The sequence below is a fragment of the Paenibacillus hubeiensis genome, from assembly GCF_032334105.1.
Taxonomy (GTDB): Bacteria; Bacillota; Bacilli; order Paenibacillales; family Paenibacillaceae; genus Paenibacillus; species Paenibacillus hubeiensis.
The window spans coordinates 188,607-203,919 of sequence record NZ_JAVYAE020000006.1; the positions used below are offsets into that span (position 1 = coordinate 188,607).

14 protein-coding genes and 4 pseudogenes are annotated in these 15,313 nt (G+C 48.7%); 10 read left to right on the forward strand and 8 right to left on the reverse strand.

Annotation, left to right across the window (positions count from 1 at the left end):
• Nucleotides 1-108 precede the first annotated feature (108 nt).
• Nucleotides 109-468 carry a DoxX family protein gene (locus RSX24_RS17715; RefSeq protein ID WP_343261348.1) on the forward strand — a complete coding sequence of 120 codons (360 nt, stop codon included), beginning with the start codon at nucleotides 109-111 and terminating at the stop codon, nucleotides 466-468.
• 341 nt (nucleotides 469-809) lie between these two features.
• Nucleotides 810-1,658, forward strand: a complete 849-nt coding sequence (locus RSX24_RS17720) for a P-loop NTPase family protein (RefSeq protein WP_343261349.1) — start codon at nucleotides 810-812, stop codon at nucleotides 1,656-1,658.
• 150 nt (nucleotides 1,659-1,808) lie between these two features.
• Here RSX24_RS17720 and RSX24_RS17725 read toward each other — a convergent pair whose 3' ends face one another.
• The 4 genes from RSX24_RS17725 to RSX24_RS17740 form a co-directional block, all read right to left on the reverse strand.
• On the reverse strand, nucleotides 1,809-2,726 hold the full coding sequence (locus tag RSX24_RS17725) for a phosphotransferase family protein (protein ID WP_343261350.1): 918 nt from the start codon (nucleotides 2,724-2,726) through the stop codon (nucleotides 1,809-1,811).
• A 73-nt stretch (nucleotides 2,727-2,799) separates the two neighbouring features.
• Nucleotides 2,800-3,324, reverse strand: a complete 525-nt coding sequence (locus RSX24_RS17730; protein WP_343261351.1) for a hypothetical protein — start codon at nucleotides 3,322-3,324, stop codon at nucleotides 2,800-2,802.
• 115 nt (nucleotides 3,325-3,439) lie between these two features.
• A complete protein-coding gene (locus RSX24_RS17735) occupies nucleotides 3,440-4,468 on the reverse strand; it encodes an SMI1/KNR4 family protein (protein ID WP_438286853.1) in 1,029 nt (342 codons plus the stop codon).
• A 65-nt stretch (nucleotides 4,469-4,533) separates the two neighbouring features.
• A complete protein-coding gene (locus tag RSX24_RS17740; protein WP_343261352.1) occupies nucleotides 4,534-4,893 on the reverse strand; it encodes a MerR family transcriptional regulator in 360 nt (119 codons plus the stop codon).
• Nucleotides 4,894-5,013: 120 nt separating this feature from the next.
• Here RSX24_RS17740 and RSX24_RS17745 point away from each other — a divergent pair, with 120 nt between their 5' ends.
• Nucleotides 5,014-5,652 carry a nitroreductase family protein gene (locus RSX24_RS17745; protein WP_236413553.1) on the forward strand — a complete coding sequence of 213 codons (639 nt, stop codon included), beginning with the start codon at nucleotides 5,014-5,016 and terminating at the stop codon, nucleotides 5,650-5,652.
• A gap of 12 nt (nucleotides 5,653-5,664) precedes the next feature.
• Nucleotides 5,665-5,808, forward strand: a pseudogene (locus RSX24_RS17750) (exosporium protein C); the annotation flags it as partial.
• Nucleotides 5,809-5,948: 140 nt separating this feature from the next.
• Here the strand turns inward: RSX24_RS17750 and RSX24_RS17755 are convergent.
• Together RSX24_RS17755 and RSX24_RS17760 are read right to left on the reverse strand one after the other, a co-directional pair.
• Nucleotides 5,949-6,242, reverse strand: a pseudogene (locus RSX24_RS17755) (MmyB family transcriptional regulator); the annotation flags it as partial.
• Nucleotides 6,243-6,363: 121 nt separating this feature from the next.
• Nucleotides 6,364-7,347, reverse strand: a pseudogene (locus RSX24_RS17760) (FAD-binding oxidoreductase); the annotation flags it as partial.
• Between RSX24_RS17760 and RSX24_RS17765 the strand changes: the two are divergent.
• A pseudogene (locus RSX24_RS17765) lies at nucleotides 7,345-7,719 on the forward strand (SDR family oxidoreductase); the annotation flags it as partial. The pseudogenes RSX24_RS17760 and RSX24_RS17765 overlap by 3 nt on opposite strands.
• A 158-nt stretch (nucleotides 7,720-7,877) precedes the next feature.
• Here the strand turns inward: RSX24_RS17765 and RSX24_RS17770 are convergent.
• The gene (locus tag RSX24_RS17770; RefSeq protein WP_343261353.1) at nucleotides 7,878-9,677 is read right to left on the reverse strand and encodes a response regulator; all 1,800 of its coding nucleotides are present in this window, start codon (nucleotides 9,675-9,677) and stop codon (nucleotides 7,878-7,880) included.
• Nucleotides 9,678-9,879: 202 nt separating this feature from the next.
• Between RSX24_RS17770 and RSX24_RS17775 the strand changes: the two genes are divergently transcribed.
• Genes RSX24_RS17775 through RSX24_RS17785 form a run of 3 tightly spaced genes read left to right on the forward strand, consistent with a single transcriptional unit; the run spans nucleotide 9,880 to nucleotide 12,478 of the window.
• Entirely contained in the window at nucleotides 9,880-10,791 is a 912-nt protein-coding gene (locus RSX24_RS17775; RefSeq protein ID WP_339275347.1) for an ABC transporter ATP-binding protein, read from the forward strand.
• Nucleotides 10,788-11,723 (forward strand): ABC transporter permease, encoded by a 936-nt coding sequence (locus tag RSX24_RS17780; protein ID WP_343261354.1) that lies wholly within the window; start codon nucleotides 10,788-10,790, stop codon nucleotides 11,721-11,723. Before RSX24_RS17775 ends, RSX24_RS17780 begins: the two co-directional genes overlap by 4 nt.
• 44 nt (nucleotides 11,724-11,767) lie before the next feature.
• Nucleotides 11,768-12,478 (forward strand): DUF4097 family beta strand repeat-containing protein, encoded by a 711-nt coding sequence (locus RSX24_RS17785; protein ID WP_236413561.1) that lies wholly within the window; start codon nucleotides 11,768-11,770, stop codon nucleotides 12,476-12,478.
• A 203-nt stretch (nucleotides 12,479-12,681) separates the two neighbouring features.
• Here the strand turns inward: RSX24_RS17785 and RSX24_RS17790 are convergent, their stop codons facing one another.
• Nucleotides 12,682-13,128, reverse strand: a complete 447-nt coding sequence (locus tag RSX24_RS17790; RefSeq protein WP_236413562.1) for a MarR family winged helix-turn-helix transcriptional regulator — start codon at nucleotides 13,126-13,128, stop codon at nucleotides 12,682-12,684.
• A gap of 175 nt (nucleotides 13,129-13,303) precedes the next feature.
• Between RSX24_RS17790 and RSX24_RS17795 the strand changes: the two genes are divergently transcribed.
• A complete protein-coding gene (locus RSX24_RS17795; protein ID WP_236413563.1) occupies nucleotides 13,304-14,056 on the forward strand; it encodes an SDR family oxidoreductase in 753 nt (250 codons plus the stop codon).
• A 57-nt stretch (nucleotides 14,057-14,113) separates the two neighbouring features.
• Nucleotides 14,114-15,034 carry an alpha/beta hydrolase family protein gene (locus RSX24_RS17800; protein ID WP_343261355.1) on the forward strand — a complete coding sequence of 307 codons (921 nt, stop codon included), beginning with the start codon at nucleotides 14,114-14,116 and terminating at the stop codon, nucleotides 15,032-15,034.
• Nucleotides 15,035-15,313 lie beyond the last annotated feature (279 nt).

Genomic DNA, 15,313 nt, shown 5'->3' on the forward strand with positions numbered 1-15,313 from the left:
GTCACTTTTTGTTAACCAGGTTTAGATAAAGTGCCTACTTCCTGAGTCTTGTCGTTAGGCTCTATTATACCTTGTGTAACGAATAAAGTGATCAGGAGGTCTATGTTCATGAATGTTGTATTATGGATAATTCAAGGGGCTGTGGCATTCGGCTTTGTTTACTCCGGGTGGTTGAAGGCGTTTCAGCATGAAAAAGCCAAAGCATCGTGGGGGTGGGTCAAAGACCTCCCCAAAGGTCTCGTCATCATGATCGGATTGGCCGAGTTATTAGGAGTGCTAGGCGTTATCCTGCCTCAGGCCACGAATATTTGGCCTGTTCTGACGCCAATCGCCGCGACTGCGCTGGCAATCATCGTTCTTTTGGGCGCTCTGCTGCACATTACACGCAAGGAATATCGGGAGATCGGCGTGAACGTCGTCTTTTTCGTCCTGGCTGCATGGGTTGCCATCGGTCGTTTTTTAGAATGATATGCCCTTCTGATGGCGAAAAGCATCGTATGAGCAGCGCTTTGATTGTTTTTACTGCGCTTTAATGGTAATCTGAACCATAGAGATGCAAATAAAGGAGCATATACCTTACCATGTGGACTACGCTGTAGAGATTACGAATTCAAAAGGATGCCACGAATTATGGGTGAATACACTCGTTGATTTGGCATGCTTGGAATTCATCTTGCAGGGTATGCAGGAAAGGTGCATCATACACCCATTCTGCGGATACTGACGGTATCTGCTTTTTATTTTTTGGGAAACCGCGTCTCTATGATTCTTGCCTGCTTATCCTCCCACCACGAAGGAGGAACTTGATTATGCAATCGAAATTAGTGCTCATCGAAGGGCTGCCTGGTTTCGGCAAAACGACAACGGCTGGGCTCGTCCATGAAATTTTAGCGGAAATGAACGTTGCATCCCGATTGTTTCTGGAAGGCAATTTGGATCATCCTGCCGATTATGATGGCGTTGCCTTTTTTATAGAGCATGAATTCATTGAATTGCTGCGTTCATATGGACCATTTCAAGATCTATTGAGCGATCACGCTATTCGAGAGGGTCATCATTACTTTTTGGAATATCGAAAAATGCAAAATAAATTCGGTGAGAGCTTGCCCGATGAATGGATGAAATCCATTTTCAAACACGATATCTACGAGCTGCCATTTGAACAGAACAGAAAGCTGATCACGGATCGGTGGAAAAGGTTTGCCGAGAGCGCGTGGGCCGGCCCCGATCCCTTTGTGTTTGATTGCTGTTTCATCCAAAACCCTGTAACGATCGGGATGATTAAGCATCATGCAAAGAAAGAAGACGTAATGGGCTATGTTACGCAACTGGCGCACATCGTGGAACGTTTGAATCCATTATTGATTTACGTGGAACAGCAGGATTTGGGTTGTTCTTTCAAGAAGGCCATACAAGAACGGCCGCGGGAATGGTCCGAGGGGTTTATCGATTATTACACGAACCAAGGGTACGGCAAACATTACAACCTCACAGGCCTGGAAGGCACGTTAAAGGTTCTTGAAGCACGGCGTGAACTGGAACATGACATATTCGCCGGCTTACATATAGCCAAGAGAAAAGTCGACAACTCGTCCTATGACATGGAGGAATACAAACACGCTTTACGCGAGATTTTGGTGGAACATTTTCATGGATAAATGATGTTTCCGTACATGATGTAGAGCCAAAACGTAGGGCCATCCTTTAGAGGATGGCTCTTTGTTTGAGAAGCGGATAATTTTATCACCTCCTTGTTGTACGTATACTGCTTGAAGGAATATGGAGGTAGGTTTGTATATGTAAAATGGTTATATATCTCCATGTAGTAAATGTCGTTTCTTCTGAAAGCCATCCACTGCTTTGCGCAAAGTTAAAATATTTTCCTCCAGAAACGTTCGATTTTTTTCGATCCCTCTGTTCTTACACCAAACCACTGCACTGAAAGCATCGTAAAAATCATAAAAGGGCAGCACCGTTTCCAGATCCAACATCGGTCGAATCGTTTGATAACCTTCGATGTACGACGCTTTTGTTCCCGGATTGACCTCCCAAATGTACCGATTAACCTTCGTAAAATCGATTTCCGAGGATCCGCCGCGAGCGCTCTCGAAGTCGATCATGCCAGCAACGTCGCTACCGTTCACCAATATATTGGCGGGTCTGAAATCCATATGAACAATGCATGGTCCATCAGGATCGGGCAAAGCTGAGAAAACGCGATCAAAGTGCAGAACACTTCTTTCGTATAATTCGGGGTCAAGCATTTCTTGGCATGGCTCTTTCCACTTTTCAAAATTGCTTTGGATATGCAGCCGCCAATCATTTGGATCAAAAACTTTAAATCCATCGGTCACATGGCAGCCGTACCCTGGCATGCTGACTTCATGGAGCATGGCATGATGCATCCCGATCTGAAAGGAAAGTTTCTCGTCAATGTTTTCTGTACAGGGCATCCCTTGAATCGCCGAAAGCAGCAATGCTCCAGTCATATGTTCATCCCCGGACCAAAAGTCCAACACTTCTGGAACAGGCAGCACGTTCTTCAACGTCTCAAGCATCTGAAATTCACGAAACAGTTTATTTCGGTTAAACGGAATTTTGACATAAACATGTTCACCGCCAGCAAGCGTAAGTTTGTACACTTCTGAACTAAACGAATCCGGAACGCCGTCGATGCTTAACACGTTCAATTTCATCTTTTCAATGACGTTCATAATGGAACTCATGGGGCACCTCCTGTTTAAATATAGCCTCAAAACGGAAAAGCCCCTTCCGTCTCCAAAGGGGCTGAGTATCGGACTATCCCTCTTGCTCTTCGTCCTGACTAGGCGGAGCCATCAGGCTTTGGACGGCACCCATAAACGGCCGGATGGACTTGATCATGCCATACCCCATCTTTACGACCGGGACGAATCGTTGAATCATGCCAAACAGCCGCATGCCGTTGCCAAGTAAGCCTCCAGCCGAAGCCGCACCGCCAAGTCCTCCGAAACCGCCGAACAGCGAACCGATCATGGGCATAAAAGACGAAACCTGCGCGCGCTGTGCCTTGCGCGAATGGGTTGGCATCTTGCGTATGCCGTTCACCCGTCCCCGGTTCTGCGAACGAGCGCCCTTGCTGCGTGAACCGGTCTTGCGCTTGGAAGAACGTGAACCCTCCCCTGTCGCCTTGTGCGGTAGCGTTCCCCCACCGGTAAGCACTACGCCTCCGTTATTAACGTCAGTGATATAACCGACGTATGTCTCGCCACTGTGAAGAGTGACGCAGACAGGCCGATTTTTGTACCGCTTAGCCTTTACGCGTATTGAGTTGGTTTTAGCCATGAAATCTCACCTCGCTCCACTGAAATCTAATTCAGTTTACGCGCTGGGTGGACTACTTGCCTGTGCGAATAGGACATCCGCATGCCGAAATGGCCGGGACAAGAGTAGTTCCGTCCTATCCAACATCATGTTCACAAGCCTCCAAGATATACCCTGCATAACGCAGCGTTTCCTGGTCCTCAACCCGGTCAAGCTTTTTTAAAATCACGGGAATAAACCCCGTCAAATCCTCGGTTTTACTGTACGCGTGCAGAATCCTTAAAGCTTCCAGAAAACCCCCATGCTCATCTGATTGCAATAGTCTCAAAAGATATTCTGAACCTGCACCAAAAGAAGTTTTGCAGATGAGCCGAATGGCTGTGGCGTGATTTTTGGAGCCTTGAGCCGCGATATTTTGCAAAAAACCAAGGGTTTCCTGAGAGACCTTCTTAAACTTGAACATTCCATCAAGCGCCTTAGCCTGGATTTCTTCGTTTGGAGCGGTTTCATAAATCCTAATCAACGCCTTCTCGTCACCCGGCATTCGGCTGCCAAACCACCCGATATCATAATCCAGAATAATTTCATCCAGCCAGCGCTCATACCAGTCCAGAAAGCTGTCCTCATAGACAAAGAAAAAGGGATGATCGGGATGGAAATCGGAAGTGTATACTACTTTCCCCCGGTGTTTTCCTTCAAGTACGAGATACATATCATATTCGCAGCCTTGTGTACCTATGCACAGCATGCCGCCCAGCACCTTATTACGGGTATCGTCGTATTCCTCATCCGAGATGTCCTCATCCTTGGTCAGAGGTTCAATCAGATCGTTCCATTCCTCCTTAGCCATCCCGGGATACAGCACGGATTTTGTAAGGAGAGCCTGACTTTCGGTATAGGAAGTCGCCTTTTCGATCGAATAGATTCCATAATAGGGTCCGGCGCCTCCATTGCCGACTTCTGTCAAAAACGATGCGAAGGGCTCTGGCAGGTTGACCTGATTACGGGCTTGCCATTCAGCCAGCTCTTTTGCTGTAAGCCTATCCTTCACTCTGTACCGATGTGAGGATGCCCCAAACACGGAGAACGATGTGTCTTTGCACATGGCTTGATTCAGTTTGTCTTTTATGCGCTCCAGCTGCGTTTCTGTATTCCCCAATCCCATCGATCGGCCCCCCGTTAACTAGCCTGTTTTCGTATTCATTTTCCTTTTCCTCTTATTCATCCATTTTAGCATTTGGTTTGGAAACTTGTTTTTCCTTCCAATGTGGCCTGCAGGAATTTTTTCGACTTTTTCAACCGCTTCTGAATCTCTTCAATTTCTTTGATTTTCTGTTCAACCAGCTCTTTCTTTACCTCATACGATAGATTGAGTTGTTGATCGACTAGTGAACGTAACTCTTCTACAGAAAATCCTACGGATAAAAGGGCCTTCACATCCTCTAGAAACTCAACAATATTCTCCGAATAGATTCGATAGTTATTTGCATCCCTCTTAACAAAGGTGTCTGGAATCAGGTTTTTCCGTTCATAAAATCTCAATGTCGATATAGGCAGGCCCGTTAATTTGGAAACATCATTGATTTTCATCCTATGGCCTCTCTTTATTGGTTTGCTATAAACCTAGGTTCATAGTCCATAATGCGAATATGATAACGAACGACATACTCAATGTCAAAAAAATTGGCCGTTATCCAAAGGAGAGATTTGATGTTTAACCACATTGTTAATAACGATTTCGCAAGTATAGTCAAGGGACGACGTTCTGTGCGTCATTATGATGAACATATTAAAATATCGAAAGAGGAGCTCAGCGAAATCATCTCGGAAGCTAGTTTGGCTCCATCGTCTGCAAATATGCAGCCATGGCGGATCGTTGTGGTTGAAACGCCGGAAGGAAAAGAGAAGCTACGACCTCTGATGCGTTTCAATACCTTACAAAACGATACTTCATCTGCCATGGTGATCATTTTCGGTGACACCCAGAGCTATTTACATGTTGAGGAAATTTACAATACAGCCGTGGAACAAGGAAAAATGCCAGCTGAAGTGAGAGACAGCCAACTTGAGACCATTCTATCGATGTATCCAACTCTCCCCCAACATATCAAAGTTGAAGTTGCAAAGATCGATAGCAGCCTCTTTGCTATGCAGCTCATGTTAGCAGCGCGCGCACATGGGTATGATACGAATCCAATGGCAGGCTTTGAAATGGATCAAGTCGCACAAGCCTTTGATTTGGATGGAGAACGCTATGTTCCCGTCATGGTTATTTCTATAGGTAAAGCCAAGGAGGAAGGATATGAGTCCGTTCGATTAAGTTCCGACAAGATTACTTTTTGGAGATAACCATCATCCTAAATCTATTTCCAGGCTGAAGATCGAAATGTCGAAGCAGGCACGCATGCGTACACAGTCACGGCCGAAAACCGTACTCCAAATACAAGAGTAGATGTCGTAGGACCCATATCATTTAGCGGGTTGGCGGTTAAAACCAGAAACTAACACCGCCTCTGATCCTCGACCTAGCTCTCAATATCTTTCTGCTGCTTAAGATGGTTCGAGCAGGAAAAGCAAAAACAGTGCGCCTCAATAGAAGGTGCACTGTTTTCCTGCTTCTTGTGGTATGGTTCAGCTTAATCCAATTACCTCATACTAAACTCTTGGGAAAGTTCAAGCTCCCCTGAATGCTGGCTCCGATAATCGAATAACAGGCGCTGCATTTTTTCTACGGTGCCGTCTCGATGGGGAACATGAATGGAAACAGTCAAATTGGAATCGTTTAAATATTGAAACGAAACCATGTCAAAATTCAATGTCCCGAGATTCGGACATTGGAGTGCCTTTGGGGCATCGATGGCATCCAGAACCTCATAGGATTCCCAGAATTCCCGAAACTCGCTGCTGGCTTCGCACAGCGCCTCGAACTGCTCTGACCACCAAGTCTCTTTGTAACTCGCTCTCTAGCGATACGTTTCACCGTAACAGGTCTCTCGACGAAATGGCCAGAGGAGCTGCGCCCGACAGCTCTTTTTTTAAATCGATCTGGTGTGCATATTGTTATTTTCTGACCTGTTTGCCCACTGGAATACTCTGAGCAAAACGAAACACATTATGAGGATCGTACTTTCGTTTCACGTGCTTCAATCTGCCAAAGTTCACGCCATAATATGCCTTGGGCCAATTCTTAATCTGCAGGTCGGGAAAATTCACATAGTCCCCTTTAACAAAGGGACGCAACGCTCTACGGAACCTTTTTACCCACTGAATATTCCGCTTCTGCTCCTTGTCGTTTCTCCAGCGGGCTGACAGTTCGTAGATTGTCTCCGCCTTCCGATGAGGATAAGCTGTTGCAGTAGGCGATACTCGACTCACCGCGCTTCTTGCACCACCCAAGCTTTGACTCCACACGCTAGAATGCCTGTTAGGTGCTTTGGATAAAAAGTCCCGTATAATTCGTATTCCTTCAGGCGGCAAAGGTTGGAACCCGTAGGCCCCGGTTATTTTAAATTTCGGTTCCAAGTTCAGGTCAGATTCGGCAAAGAATTTGGTTGCTTCAATAAAAGGTACAGTCTTCACCATCACCTTCACCGGCGTGCCTGCTCGCAAGAGCGGCCTAATCCATCGACGCAGCTCCTCTGTACCGCCAAGCAATTGCCCGGTAGATACAATGGTTCCTACCTGCTTGGCAGCTACCTCAATGGTTGAGGTTAAGCGGTTTGTAACCGATGGCGCCCAGCGCTGCCAAGCTGGTAACACTTTCTCAAGATCACTCCATTTCCACGTAATGCTGTATATAGAAACCGATGAAATCGGTCTAACCCGAAATGTATATTCTGTGGCAACGCCAAAGTTCCCTCCCCCTCCGCCTCGTGATGCCCACAACAGATCGGAATGTTTCTTTCGGTTTGCCACAATCGTCTTTGCCCCATACCGCCCCGAAGCTACGACCATCTTCACTTGTTTCAAGTTATCGCACGTAAGTCCATATTTGCGGGAAAGCAGTCCAACGCCACCACCCAGGGTAAGCCCAGCTACGCCCAGGCTTTGCCGTGGTTGAAGGACGGCGGGCGCATCATTAACATTTCTTCCCTCGTGACGCGGGCAGCTTCCCCGGGTGTCTTCACTTACAGCATGACAAAGGGAGCGATCAATACCTTTACGCTATTGCTGGCCAAACAATTGGGGAGCCGAAATATTACGGTCAACTCCATCTTACCCGGCATCATCAACACCGAGATGAATGAAGGAACGTTGAGCGATCCAGACGGACAGAAGTATGCGGCAGATCTATCCGTTTTCAACCGGTGGGGAGAACCCGAAGACGTTGCGGATATCGCCGCTTTCCTCACTTCTCCGGACAGTCGCTGGGTAACCGGTCAGTTGATCGATGCAAGCGGCGGTTCGCATCTGTAAAACACGGAAAACAACACGCGTGTATGTCACACTACGTGTTGTTTTCTTCGTTAGAATTGGACTACTCCAGTTGATCATATTGTTAGGCGCTTTCCACAATTAAACTCTTCGCTGTAACTTATGATACGGTTCCCCGTAACGGGTCGATCGGCCAAATTTTAGGGGGACCTGTTAAGCAGCAGAAATTCTGCCTTTACCTTCTCTACAGCCTCTTCGCGGCCACCTACCTGCAGTTTCAGGTAGATGGATGAGATATAATTCCGAATGGTTCCCTCCGATAGATGCAGTCTCTGCGCGATCTCCTTGTTACGAAGCCCTTCTGTCAGGCACCGGAGAACATCGATTTCCCGTTCAGTCAGCTCGTACGGATTCGGCGCTTTATCCCCCTTCTGGTTTTGGAATAATTGATGGGCTACATCTTGCGAGATAAACGTCCCCCCGCCGTATATGAGCCGGATGGTTGCTGCCAGCTCCTTAGGGTGTATGGATTTCAGCATATAGCCTTCCGCCCCGATTCGAAGCGCCTCCGACGCCAAAGAAATATCTTCAATCGTTGTGATCATAATGATCCGAATGTCCGGCCATGTCTCTTTAATGGACCTGGTAGCCGCGATGCCATCCATTTCCGGCATGTTGATGTCCATCAAAACAATGTCGGGACGATCTTTCCCGCATTGTGCAACGGCCTGCTTGCCGTCGCCAACAACCACGACTTCAAAATCCTTCTCTTCCCCTAACAGGAGCCTCAGGCTCTCACGGATCAACGGTTGGTCATCAGCCAACAGAATTTTGATCTTCTGTCCGCCTTCACGAGATGGATTGGGAATCGTGCAGGTGACCATCGTGCCCGCCTCCGCTTGCGAATGGATATAGAGTTGGCCTTGCAATGGGGCCAGTCGCTCCTTCATGCCTGTCAGACCAAATCCATATTGAAGGTTATCGTCGCCTTTGCCGTTATCCTGGACCTGCAGCATCACCTGCAGATGATCGTACTGAAGCAGGACTTGAATCGTGCTGGCTTGCCCATGACGGCTGGCATTGGTCAATGCTTCCTGGAGGCAGCGATACAAAACAAGCTTGACTTGCTTCATGACAGGGTAAGGCTCGCCCATCGTACGAAATACGACCCGAATCCCGGTGTTCTCCTTGAATTCGTCCAGCATCTGAAGCAGCGATCGATCCAAAGGCAGCGCCTCCTCAACCGGATCCATCTGATGCACCTGATGGCGAATATCGTCCAGCCCCGTTCTCGCCAGCTTGAGCATGCCCTGCAGCTTGGCTTCTCCCTCATCCGAATGAATATGGGACTTCAATGTCTCCATCCCCAAAATCAAGGAAGTAAAGGTGTGTCCAATGATATCATGCAGCTCGCGAGCCATGCGGTAACGTTCCTCCAGCAGCGTCATTCTTTCGATCTGCGAGGAATAGTGCTCCAAAATCGTATATTGTTCTTTGATTAACGCCAGCTTCTGCCTGATGGCATTGATCGCCAAAGCCCCCTTTTGCAGCGCATAACTGACACCGTAGAGGATCATCGCGTCGAATAAGCTTTGCCATATGACAGAGTGAGACAACGACGAAATGACGGAATTCCCCGCGCTCAGAACAAACAGCGCTACGGCTGCAGGCAGTGAGTACCAGTGAGCTCGCCTCCGGCTATAGAATGCAATCGTAAAGAGAGCAGGCGGGAACAACCTTATCAAACCAAGATCGTAAGCAAGAAATATGGATACTCCTCCAGCCAGCAAGCACTCCGCAATCAGATATTGGTGGTACTGGCCTTTCACAAAGAAAAAGGGGATAAGATTGCATAACAAAAGTGGAACAAACACCATCCAAAAAGGAAAGGCAGGCTGATCTTGATACATCAAAATGATCACGGCGACGACCCATAAGATGCGAATGGCAAGCATGGTCCAATCCTGCCATGACCACTGTTTTGGGATAAGAAAACGCATATGTACAACTCCGTTCACTCTTTTTGAATTGAGCGACAAAACAGCGGGACAGGCCCGATTTTACTTGTCATTCGAGAGTATGACTCCTTGTCACTCGGCTTTATGACAGCTGTTCTGTTACGTTGAGGGCGGTTGAGATGAATCCCCTAGAATACGGAAAATTATATCTCATTCCAATTGCCAATAAAAGGAGCTGGTTGCATTGTCGCTGCTGCAAATTCGCGAACTCACAAAAAGGATAGGAAACAAAGTCATTGTTGATCGGGTAACGCTGGGTATGGAAGAGGGGGAAATCGTGGGACTCCTCGGCCCGAACGGAGCAGGAAAAACGACGACGATTCGGATGATCGTGGGCCTCATGTCCAAATCGGGAGGTGAGGTTCTGATCAACGGTATGGATGCTCATACACATTTTGAACAAGCCATGAAACACGTTGGCGTCATCGTGGAAAATCCGGATTTATACAAATATCTATCAGGTTATGACAATTTGATTCACTTCTCCCGCATGACGCCGGGCGTGACAGAGGCAAGAATCCGGGAAGTCATCGCTCTTGTCGGGTTGGAGGTCAGCATTAATGATAAAGTGTCCACCTACTCTCTAGGCATGCGGCAGCGGTTAGGCCTTGCCATCGTTCTCGTCCATAAGCCTTCCCTGCTTGTCCTTGATGAACCAACTAACGGACTCGACCCGGCAGGGATCCGGGAGCTGAGAGGCCACTTGAAGCATCTCGCGCATAAAGAAGGCGTAGGCATTATGATCTCCAGCCACCTCATGTCCGAGATGGAAATGATGTGCGACCGGGTCGCGATTTTGCAAAAAGGGAAGCTGGCAGGCGTTCATCAAATATCGGATATGGCGGACGACGAACGAACCCAAGTCCGATTCGAGGTCGACCGGCCGGATTTAGCAGTACAGATCCTGCAAGCGATCATGGCAGGCGATGAAATAACGGCCGATCAACACCACATTCAAATCCGTATCGCCAAAGGGCATATCCCTGAGATTAGCCGAAAGCTGATGGAAGCCGGAATTAATGTGTATGGTGTGAGCACGATCAAGAAGACGCTGGAAGACAAGTTCATGGAGGTAACAGGAGGAGAACAACATTGATTCCACTCATTCGCAATGAAAACATGAAGATTTATAAACGAAAGCGTACGTGGGTGATGATTGCCATCGTTTTGTTATACGTGCTGCTTCAAATCGTGAATTTGAAGACCGCCGGAAGCGGCATGACAGGTGACAATTGGCGAGCACAGCTGGAACAAGAAAATGTGCAATACAGCCAGGAAGCTGCCAAGCCGGATGCGCTGAAGATTGAAATCAAACAGGCCGAGAAACATATCCTGCTGAATCAATACTATTTAGATCGCAACATCCCGCCTAGTACTAATGCCTGGAGCTTTGCAGTAGGCCAAGTGCAGAATATCATTTTTGCGGCTTCTTTAATTTCGGTCATTATTGCCGGCGAAATCGTTGCCGCCGAATTCGTATCCGGCACGATCAAGCTGCTGTTGACCCGTTCCGCCAGCCGCACCAAGATCTATCTGTCCAAGTACATCGCCGCCATTCTGTTCGCCCTGTTGTTATCTGCGGCCGGCATACTCTTGGCCACCATCTTAGGGGGTTTCATATTCGGTTTCGATGGATTAGCGGACAGCTATTTCTATGTCAAAGACCAAGCCGTAAGGGAAGTACCCACGCTGCAGATTTTGTTGGCTGGATATGTTCTTCATATTCCATTCTTGCTGATCGCAACTACGCTCTCTTTCATGATTTCCGCTGCTTTCCGCAGCACGACCTTCTCCATCGTGATTTCCCTGCTTGTTGCATTGGCTGGATTCGTAATCGCGATCGCGATGGACGGCTGGGCATGGACGAAATACTTCGTCTTCTCCCACACTGACCTAACACCGCTCCTGTACGGAAATCCTTCTGTTGATGGGGTAACGTTAGGATTCTCCCTTGTATTTATCGTGCTTCATCTCGCACTCATGCATTTGATATCATACCCCTTGTTTGTAAAGCGGGATGTAACCTAAGAGCAAACCTGTTTAAAAACCTCATTAAGAAAAGGGTGATATATATGAAAAGAACGAGATCAATCCAAGGCTTGATGATTTTAGCGGCATTATTGCTGCTGATAACAGCCTGCCAAGCAAAAGAAGAAGCGGAGAAAAAGACCCTGGAATTACCCGCAAACAATTTATCCAAGCTCGTCATTGACCATCGAAATGGGGAAATTCAGATTACAGGCAGCGCCGATTCGGATAAGATCGAAGTGATTGCTCTTGCTAAAGCAAAAGGAATAAGTATGGACAAATTGAAGTTTACACTGGAAGCGCAGCAAGAAAATGCTTATCTGGATGCTCGGTTTGGAGAGCAATTCCTTGCCATGGGGTCTGGAGCGGTCGATTTGGTCATCAACATTCCGGAACAACTCCAAGTGGACATTACTTCACATCGCGACGGAAATATTCACCTCTCGGATTTATCATCCAGCGCCAAGCTCGACAATATCAATGGCGATATTCACGTGTCGAACCTATCCGGGTCCCTTGAAATCGACAATCGCGACGGTAACCTGACCGTTCAAGATATCGGTTCAGATGTAATCATTCATAATATCAATGGACATATTCAGATCGATCGCGTAGATGGTTCAGCCGAGATACATGTCGGAGACGGCAGCCTGGATATGGATCACGTGATGAAAAATGCAACCATAAAGCAATCCGGTAACGGAAAAATCAACATCGGCGAGGTCAAGGGCGAAATCTTCCAAAATAAAGAATAGCAAATGAACCAATCTACTCCATATGTGGTTTATTTCCCGCCTGTAGAGGAAGGCGTCCTCATCACATAAAAAACAAATAAAAGGAGCTGCGTATGGCAGCTCCTTTTATTTGGATTCGAGATCAGTCATTCAGGGGTTTTCCTGATGAAAGCAAAAGCCCTCCGCCGTTTCGGGGGAAGGGCCTGTTCATATGTCCATCATGATCAAGGCGACGGGGCATTGCAAGACGAAGACTTTGTTTTTTCGGCCAGCCTGGAAATTGACTCGATGTCTTGCTCCGTTAATTGATCAAAAAAATGTCTGCGTATTGCCTTCGAGACGACGGGACGTGCATCATCAAGCGCTGATTTCCCTGCCGGAGTGATGGTGACTTGAACGCCACGATCCGTGTTCAGCGGTTTCCTCTTCACGAGTCCACGTTTCTCCATCCGCGTCAGATGATGTGACAATCGGCTCTTATCCCAACCCATCGAGTCGGCTAAATCCTGCTGGCGAAGGCTGCCTTCCCCTAACAGGTCTAACCGGTCCAAGACTCCAAAGTCCCCTTCGGATAGCCCTGTATTCTCAGACATGTCTTTGATTACGCGGCCGAAGATGGTCTGGAAGGAACCCTTCCACATATGCCATATTCTCATTTCTTCTTTGTTCATCTCGTTCTTATCCATGAAAACATCATATCATGGTTGACGCATCAACCACAACATGTTACAGTGGATACCAGGTTGACATATCAACAATAACAAATTCTGATCATCAAGTTGATACATCAACCTTAAGAAATTTACTAAATACACACTTCGATACACAAAAAAGGAGACGATTACGATGCAAAATAAACCGGTCGCCCTGGTTACCGGGGCCAACAAAGGAATCGGTCTTCAAATTGCAAAGGATCTCGCGGGGCACGGCTTTACCGTGCTCGTCGGATCTCGCAATCTCGAGAATGGAGAAACGGCGGCGAAGAGCATCGGAGCGGATGCCCGCGCCCTCCAACTCGACGTCACGAGTCAGGCCTCCATCGCAGCCGCTGCAGAGCGCATCGGCAGCGAGCTCGGCCGTCTTGACGTGCTCGTCAACAATGCCGGCATCTCTCACGCGGGCAAGCCAGGCCGGACGCTTGAGGAGATCGGGAATTCAGGTCGGCCTAGCGCTGCGTCTCTGGACGAGGTGCGGGCAGTGTTCGAGACGAACGTGTTCGGCGTGATCGCCGTCACGCAAGCGATGCTGCCGCTCTTGCTTAAGGCACCGGCTGGACGCATCGTCAACGTATCAAGCGGCGCAGGCTCGCTGACGTTGAACGCGGACCCGACCAATCCGCACCGTCCGATGTTCGGCGCCGTTTACAGCCCGTCCAAAACCGCCCTGAATGCGATCACGCTCGCTTTTGCCATCGAACTCGAGTCCACAGGCATCAAGGTCAACGCCGTATGCCCGGGCTTCACTTCCACGGACCTCAACAACTTCGAGGGTACGGGCAATGTCGAGCAGGCCGCACGTCAACCTGTGCGCCTCGCACTCCTCGATGAGAACGGCCCGACGGGTACGTTTTCGAACGAGAGCGGCCTGCTCCCATGGTGATACAGCCTGGACGTTATGACTTAAAACCAATTTCTCTCCAAGAAAGGAACCTTATTTATGAATATCAACGTTAATACGCCTACTCCGGTCATTTCAATAAAACCGGTAGTTCTATCCGCCCCGGACCGGGGTGAGGATCTGCAAGTGCGGGTATCTGCGCCCGCGACGGGACACAACCTGCCTATTGTGGTTTTCTCCCACGGCTTTGGCTCGTCGATGGACGGTTACGCCCCGTTGGCTGACTTCTGGGCCGCTCACGGCTTCGTGGTCATTCAACCCACCCACCTCGACTCCAGAACGCTGAATCTTCCTCCTGAAGATGCCCGAACACCACTGATCTGGCGCGTTCGAATCGATGATCTGAAACGCGTCCTCGACCAGCTTGACCAGATTGCGGCTTCTATTCCCGGCCTCAGCGGGCGCCTGGATCGAAGCCGCATCGCCGCAGCCGGCCACTCTTGGGGAGGCCAGACAGTGAGCACGCTGCTCGGCGCGCGGGTCCTCGATGCCGACGGCGAGCCGGGCGAAGACATGTCCGATCCGCGGATCAAGGCAGGCGTGCTGCTTGCCACGACGGGCAAAGGTGGAGCTGATTTGACCCCATTCGCAGCCGAGCATTTTCCTTTCATGAACCCGAGCTTCGAGGACATGAATACGCCGACCCTCGTGGTGGCAGGAGATAAGGACCAGTCCATGCTTTCCACTCGGGGACCGGACTGGTTCGCCGACCCGTACTTTCTGAGCCCAGGCAAGAAGAGCCTGCTTACCCTTTTCGGGGGAGAACACTCGCTTGGCGGAATCCCCGGGTACAGCGTCACGGAGACAACGGACGAGAGTCCCGAACGGGTCGCCCTGCTCCAACGAATCACATGGGCTTACCTGCGCAGTGCGCTGGGCATCGACGATTCCAGCTGGCAAGCAGCCCTGGCAGATCTTGAAGAGGACGACAATGCTCTGGGTCGCATCGAATCCAAGTAAGGGCCTGGCGGCTATACCGACTTTATGCAATGACCATGGAACATAGCAGATGCACCATTTCGAAGGTGCATCTGGCGAACTTTATATACCGTTTCCACGGGTACAAATCCAAAACAATACTCTTGAGCGGACACTCTTAAAGTGTTCGCTCTTTTATGCTTTTTCCTAATTGCTTTATCGCGCAGTCAAGCTTGAAGATGATTATCTACTAATAGCCGTTCCTCTTTTCTACCGTTCACATAGATTATAGGAAGATAGTAAACGATCATCACTGGTAAG

Excerpts from the sequence above, each read along its gene's own strand:
- RSX24_RS17770 (WP_343261353.1), bottom strand. The coding sequence starts at position 9,677 with ATGCGTTTTCTTATCCCAAAACAGTGGTCATGGCAGGATTGGACCATG.
- RSX24_RS17785 (WP_236413561.1), top strand. The coding sequence starts at position 11,768 with ATGAAAAGAACGAGATCAATCCAAGGCTTGATGATTTTAGCGGCATTA.
- RSX24_RS17740 (WP_343261352.1), bottom strand. The coding sequence starts at position 4,893 with ATGAAAATCAATGATGTTTCCAAATTAACGGGCCTGCCTATATCGACA.
- RSX24_RS17735 (WP_438286853.1), bottom strand. The coding sequence starts at position 4,468 with ATGGGATTGGGGAATACAGAAACGCAGCTGGAGCGCATAAAAGACAAA.
- RSX24_RS17730 (WP_343261351.1), bottom strand. The coding sequence starts at position 3,324 with ATGGCTAAAACCAACTCAATACGCGTAAAGGCTAAGCGGTACAAAAAT.
- RSX24_RS17715 (WP_343261348.1), top strand. The coding sequence starts at position 109 with ATGAATGTTGTATTATGGATAATTCAAGGGGCTGTGGCATTCGGCTTT.
- RSX24_RS17795 (WP_236413563.1), top strand. The coding sequence starts at position 13,304 with ATGCAAAATAAACCGGTCGCCCTGGTTACCGGGGCCAACAAAGGAATC.
- RSX24_RS17790 (WP_236413562.1), bottom strand. The coding sequence starts at position 13,128 with ATGAACAAAGAAGAAATGAGAATATGGCATATGTGGAAGGGTTCCTTC.
- RSX24_RS17725 (WP_343261350.1), bottom strand. The coding sequence starts at position 2,726 with ATGAGTTCCATTATGAACGTCATTGAAAAGATGAAATTGAACGTGTTA.
- RSX24_RS17720 (WP_343261349.1), top strand. The coding sequence starts at position 810 with ATGCAATCGAAATTAGTGCTCATCGAAGGGCTGCCTGGTTTCGGCAAA.
- RSX24_RS17745 (WP_236413553.1), top strand. The coding sequence starts at position 5,014 with ATGTTTAACCACATTGTTAATAACGATTTCGCAAGTATAGTCAAGGGA.
- RSX24_RS17800 (WP_343261355.1), top strand. The coding sequence starts at position 14,114 with ATGAATATCAACGTTAATACGCCTACTCCGGTCATTTCAATAAAACCG.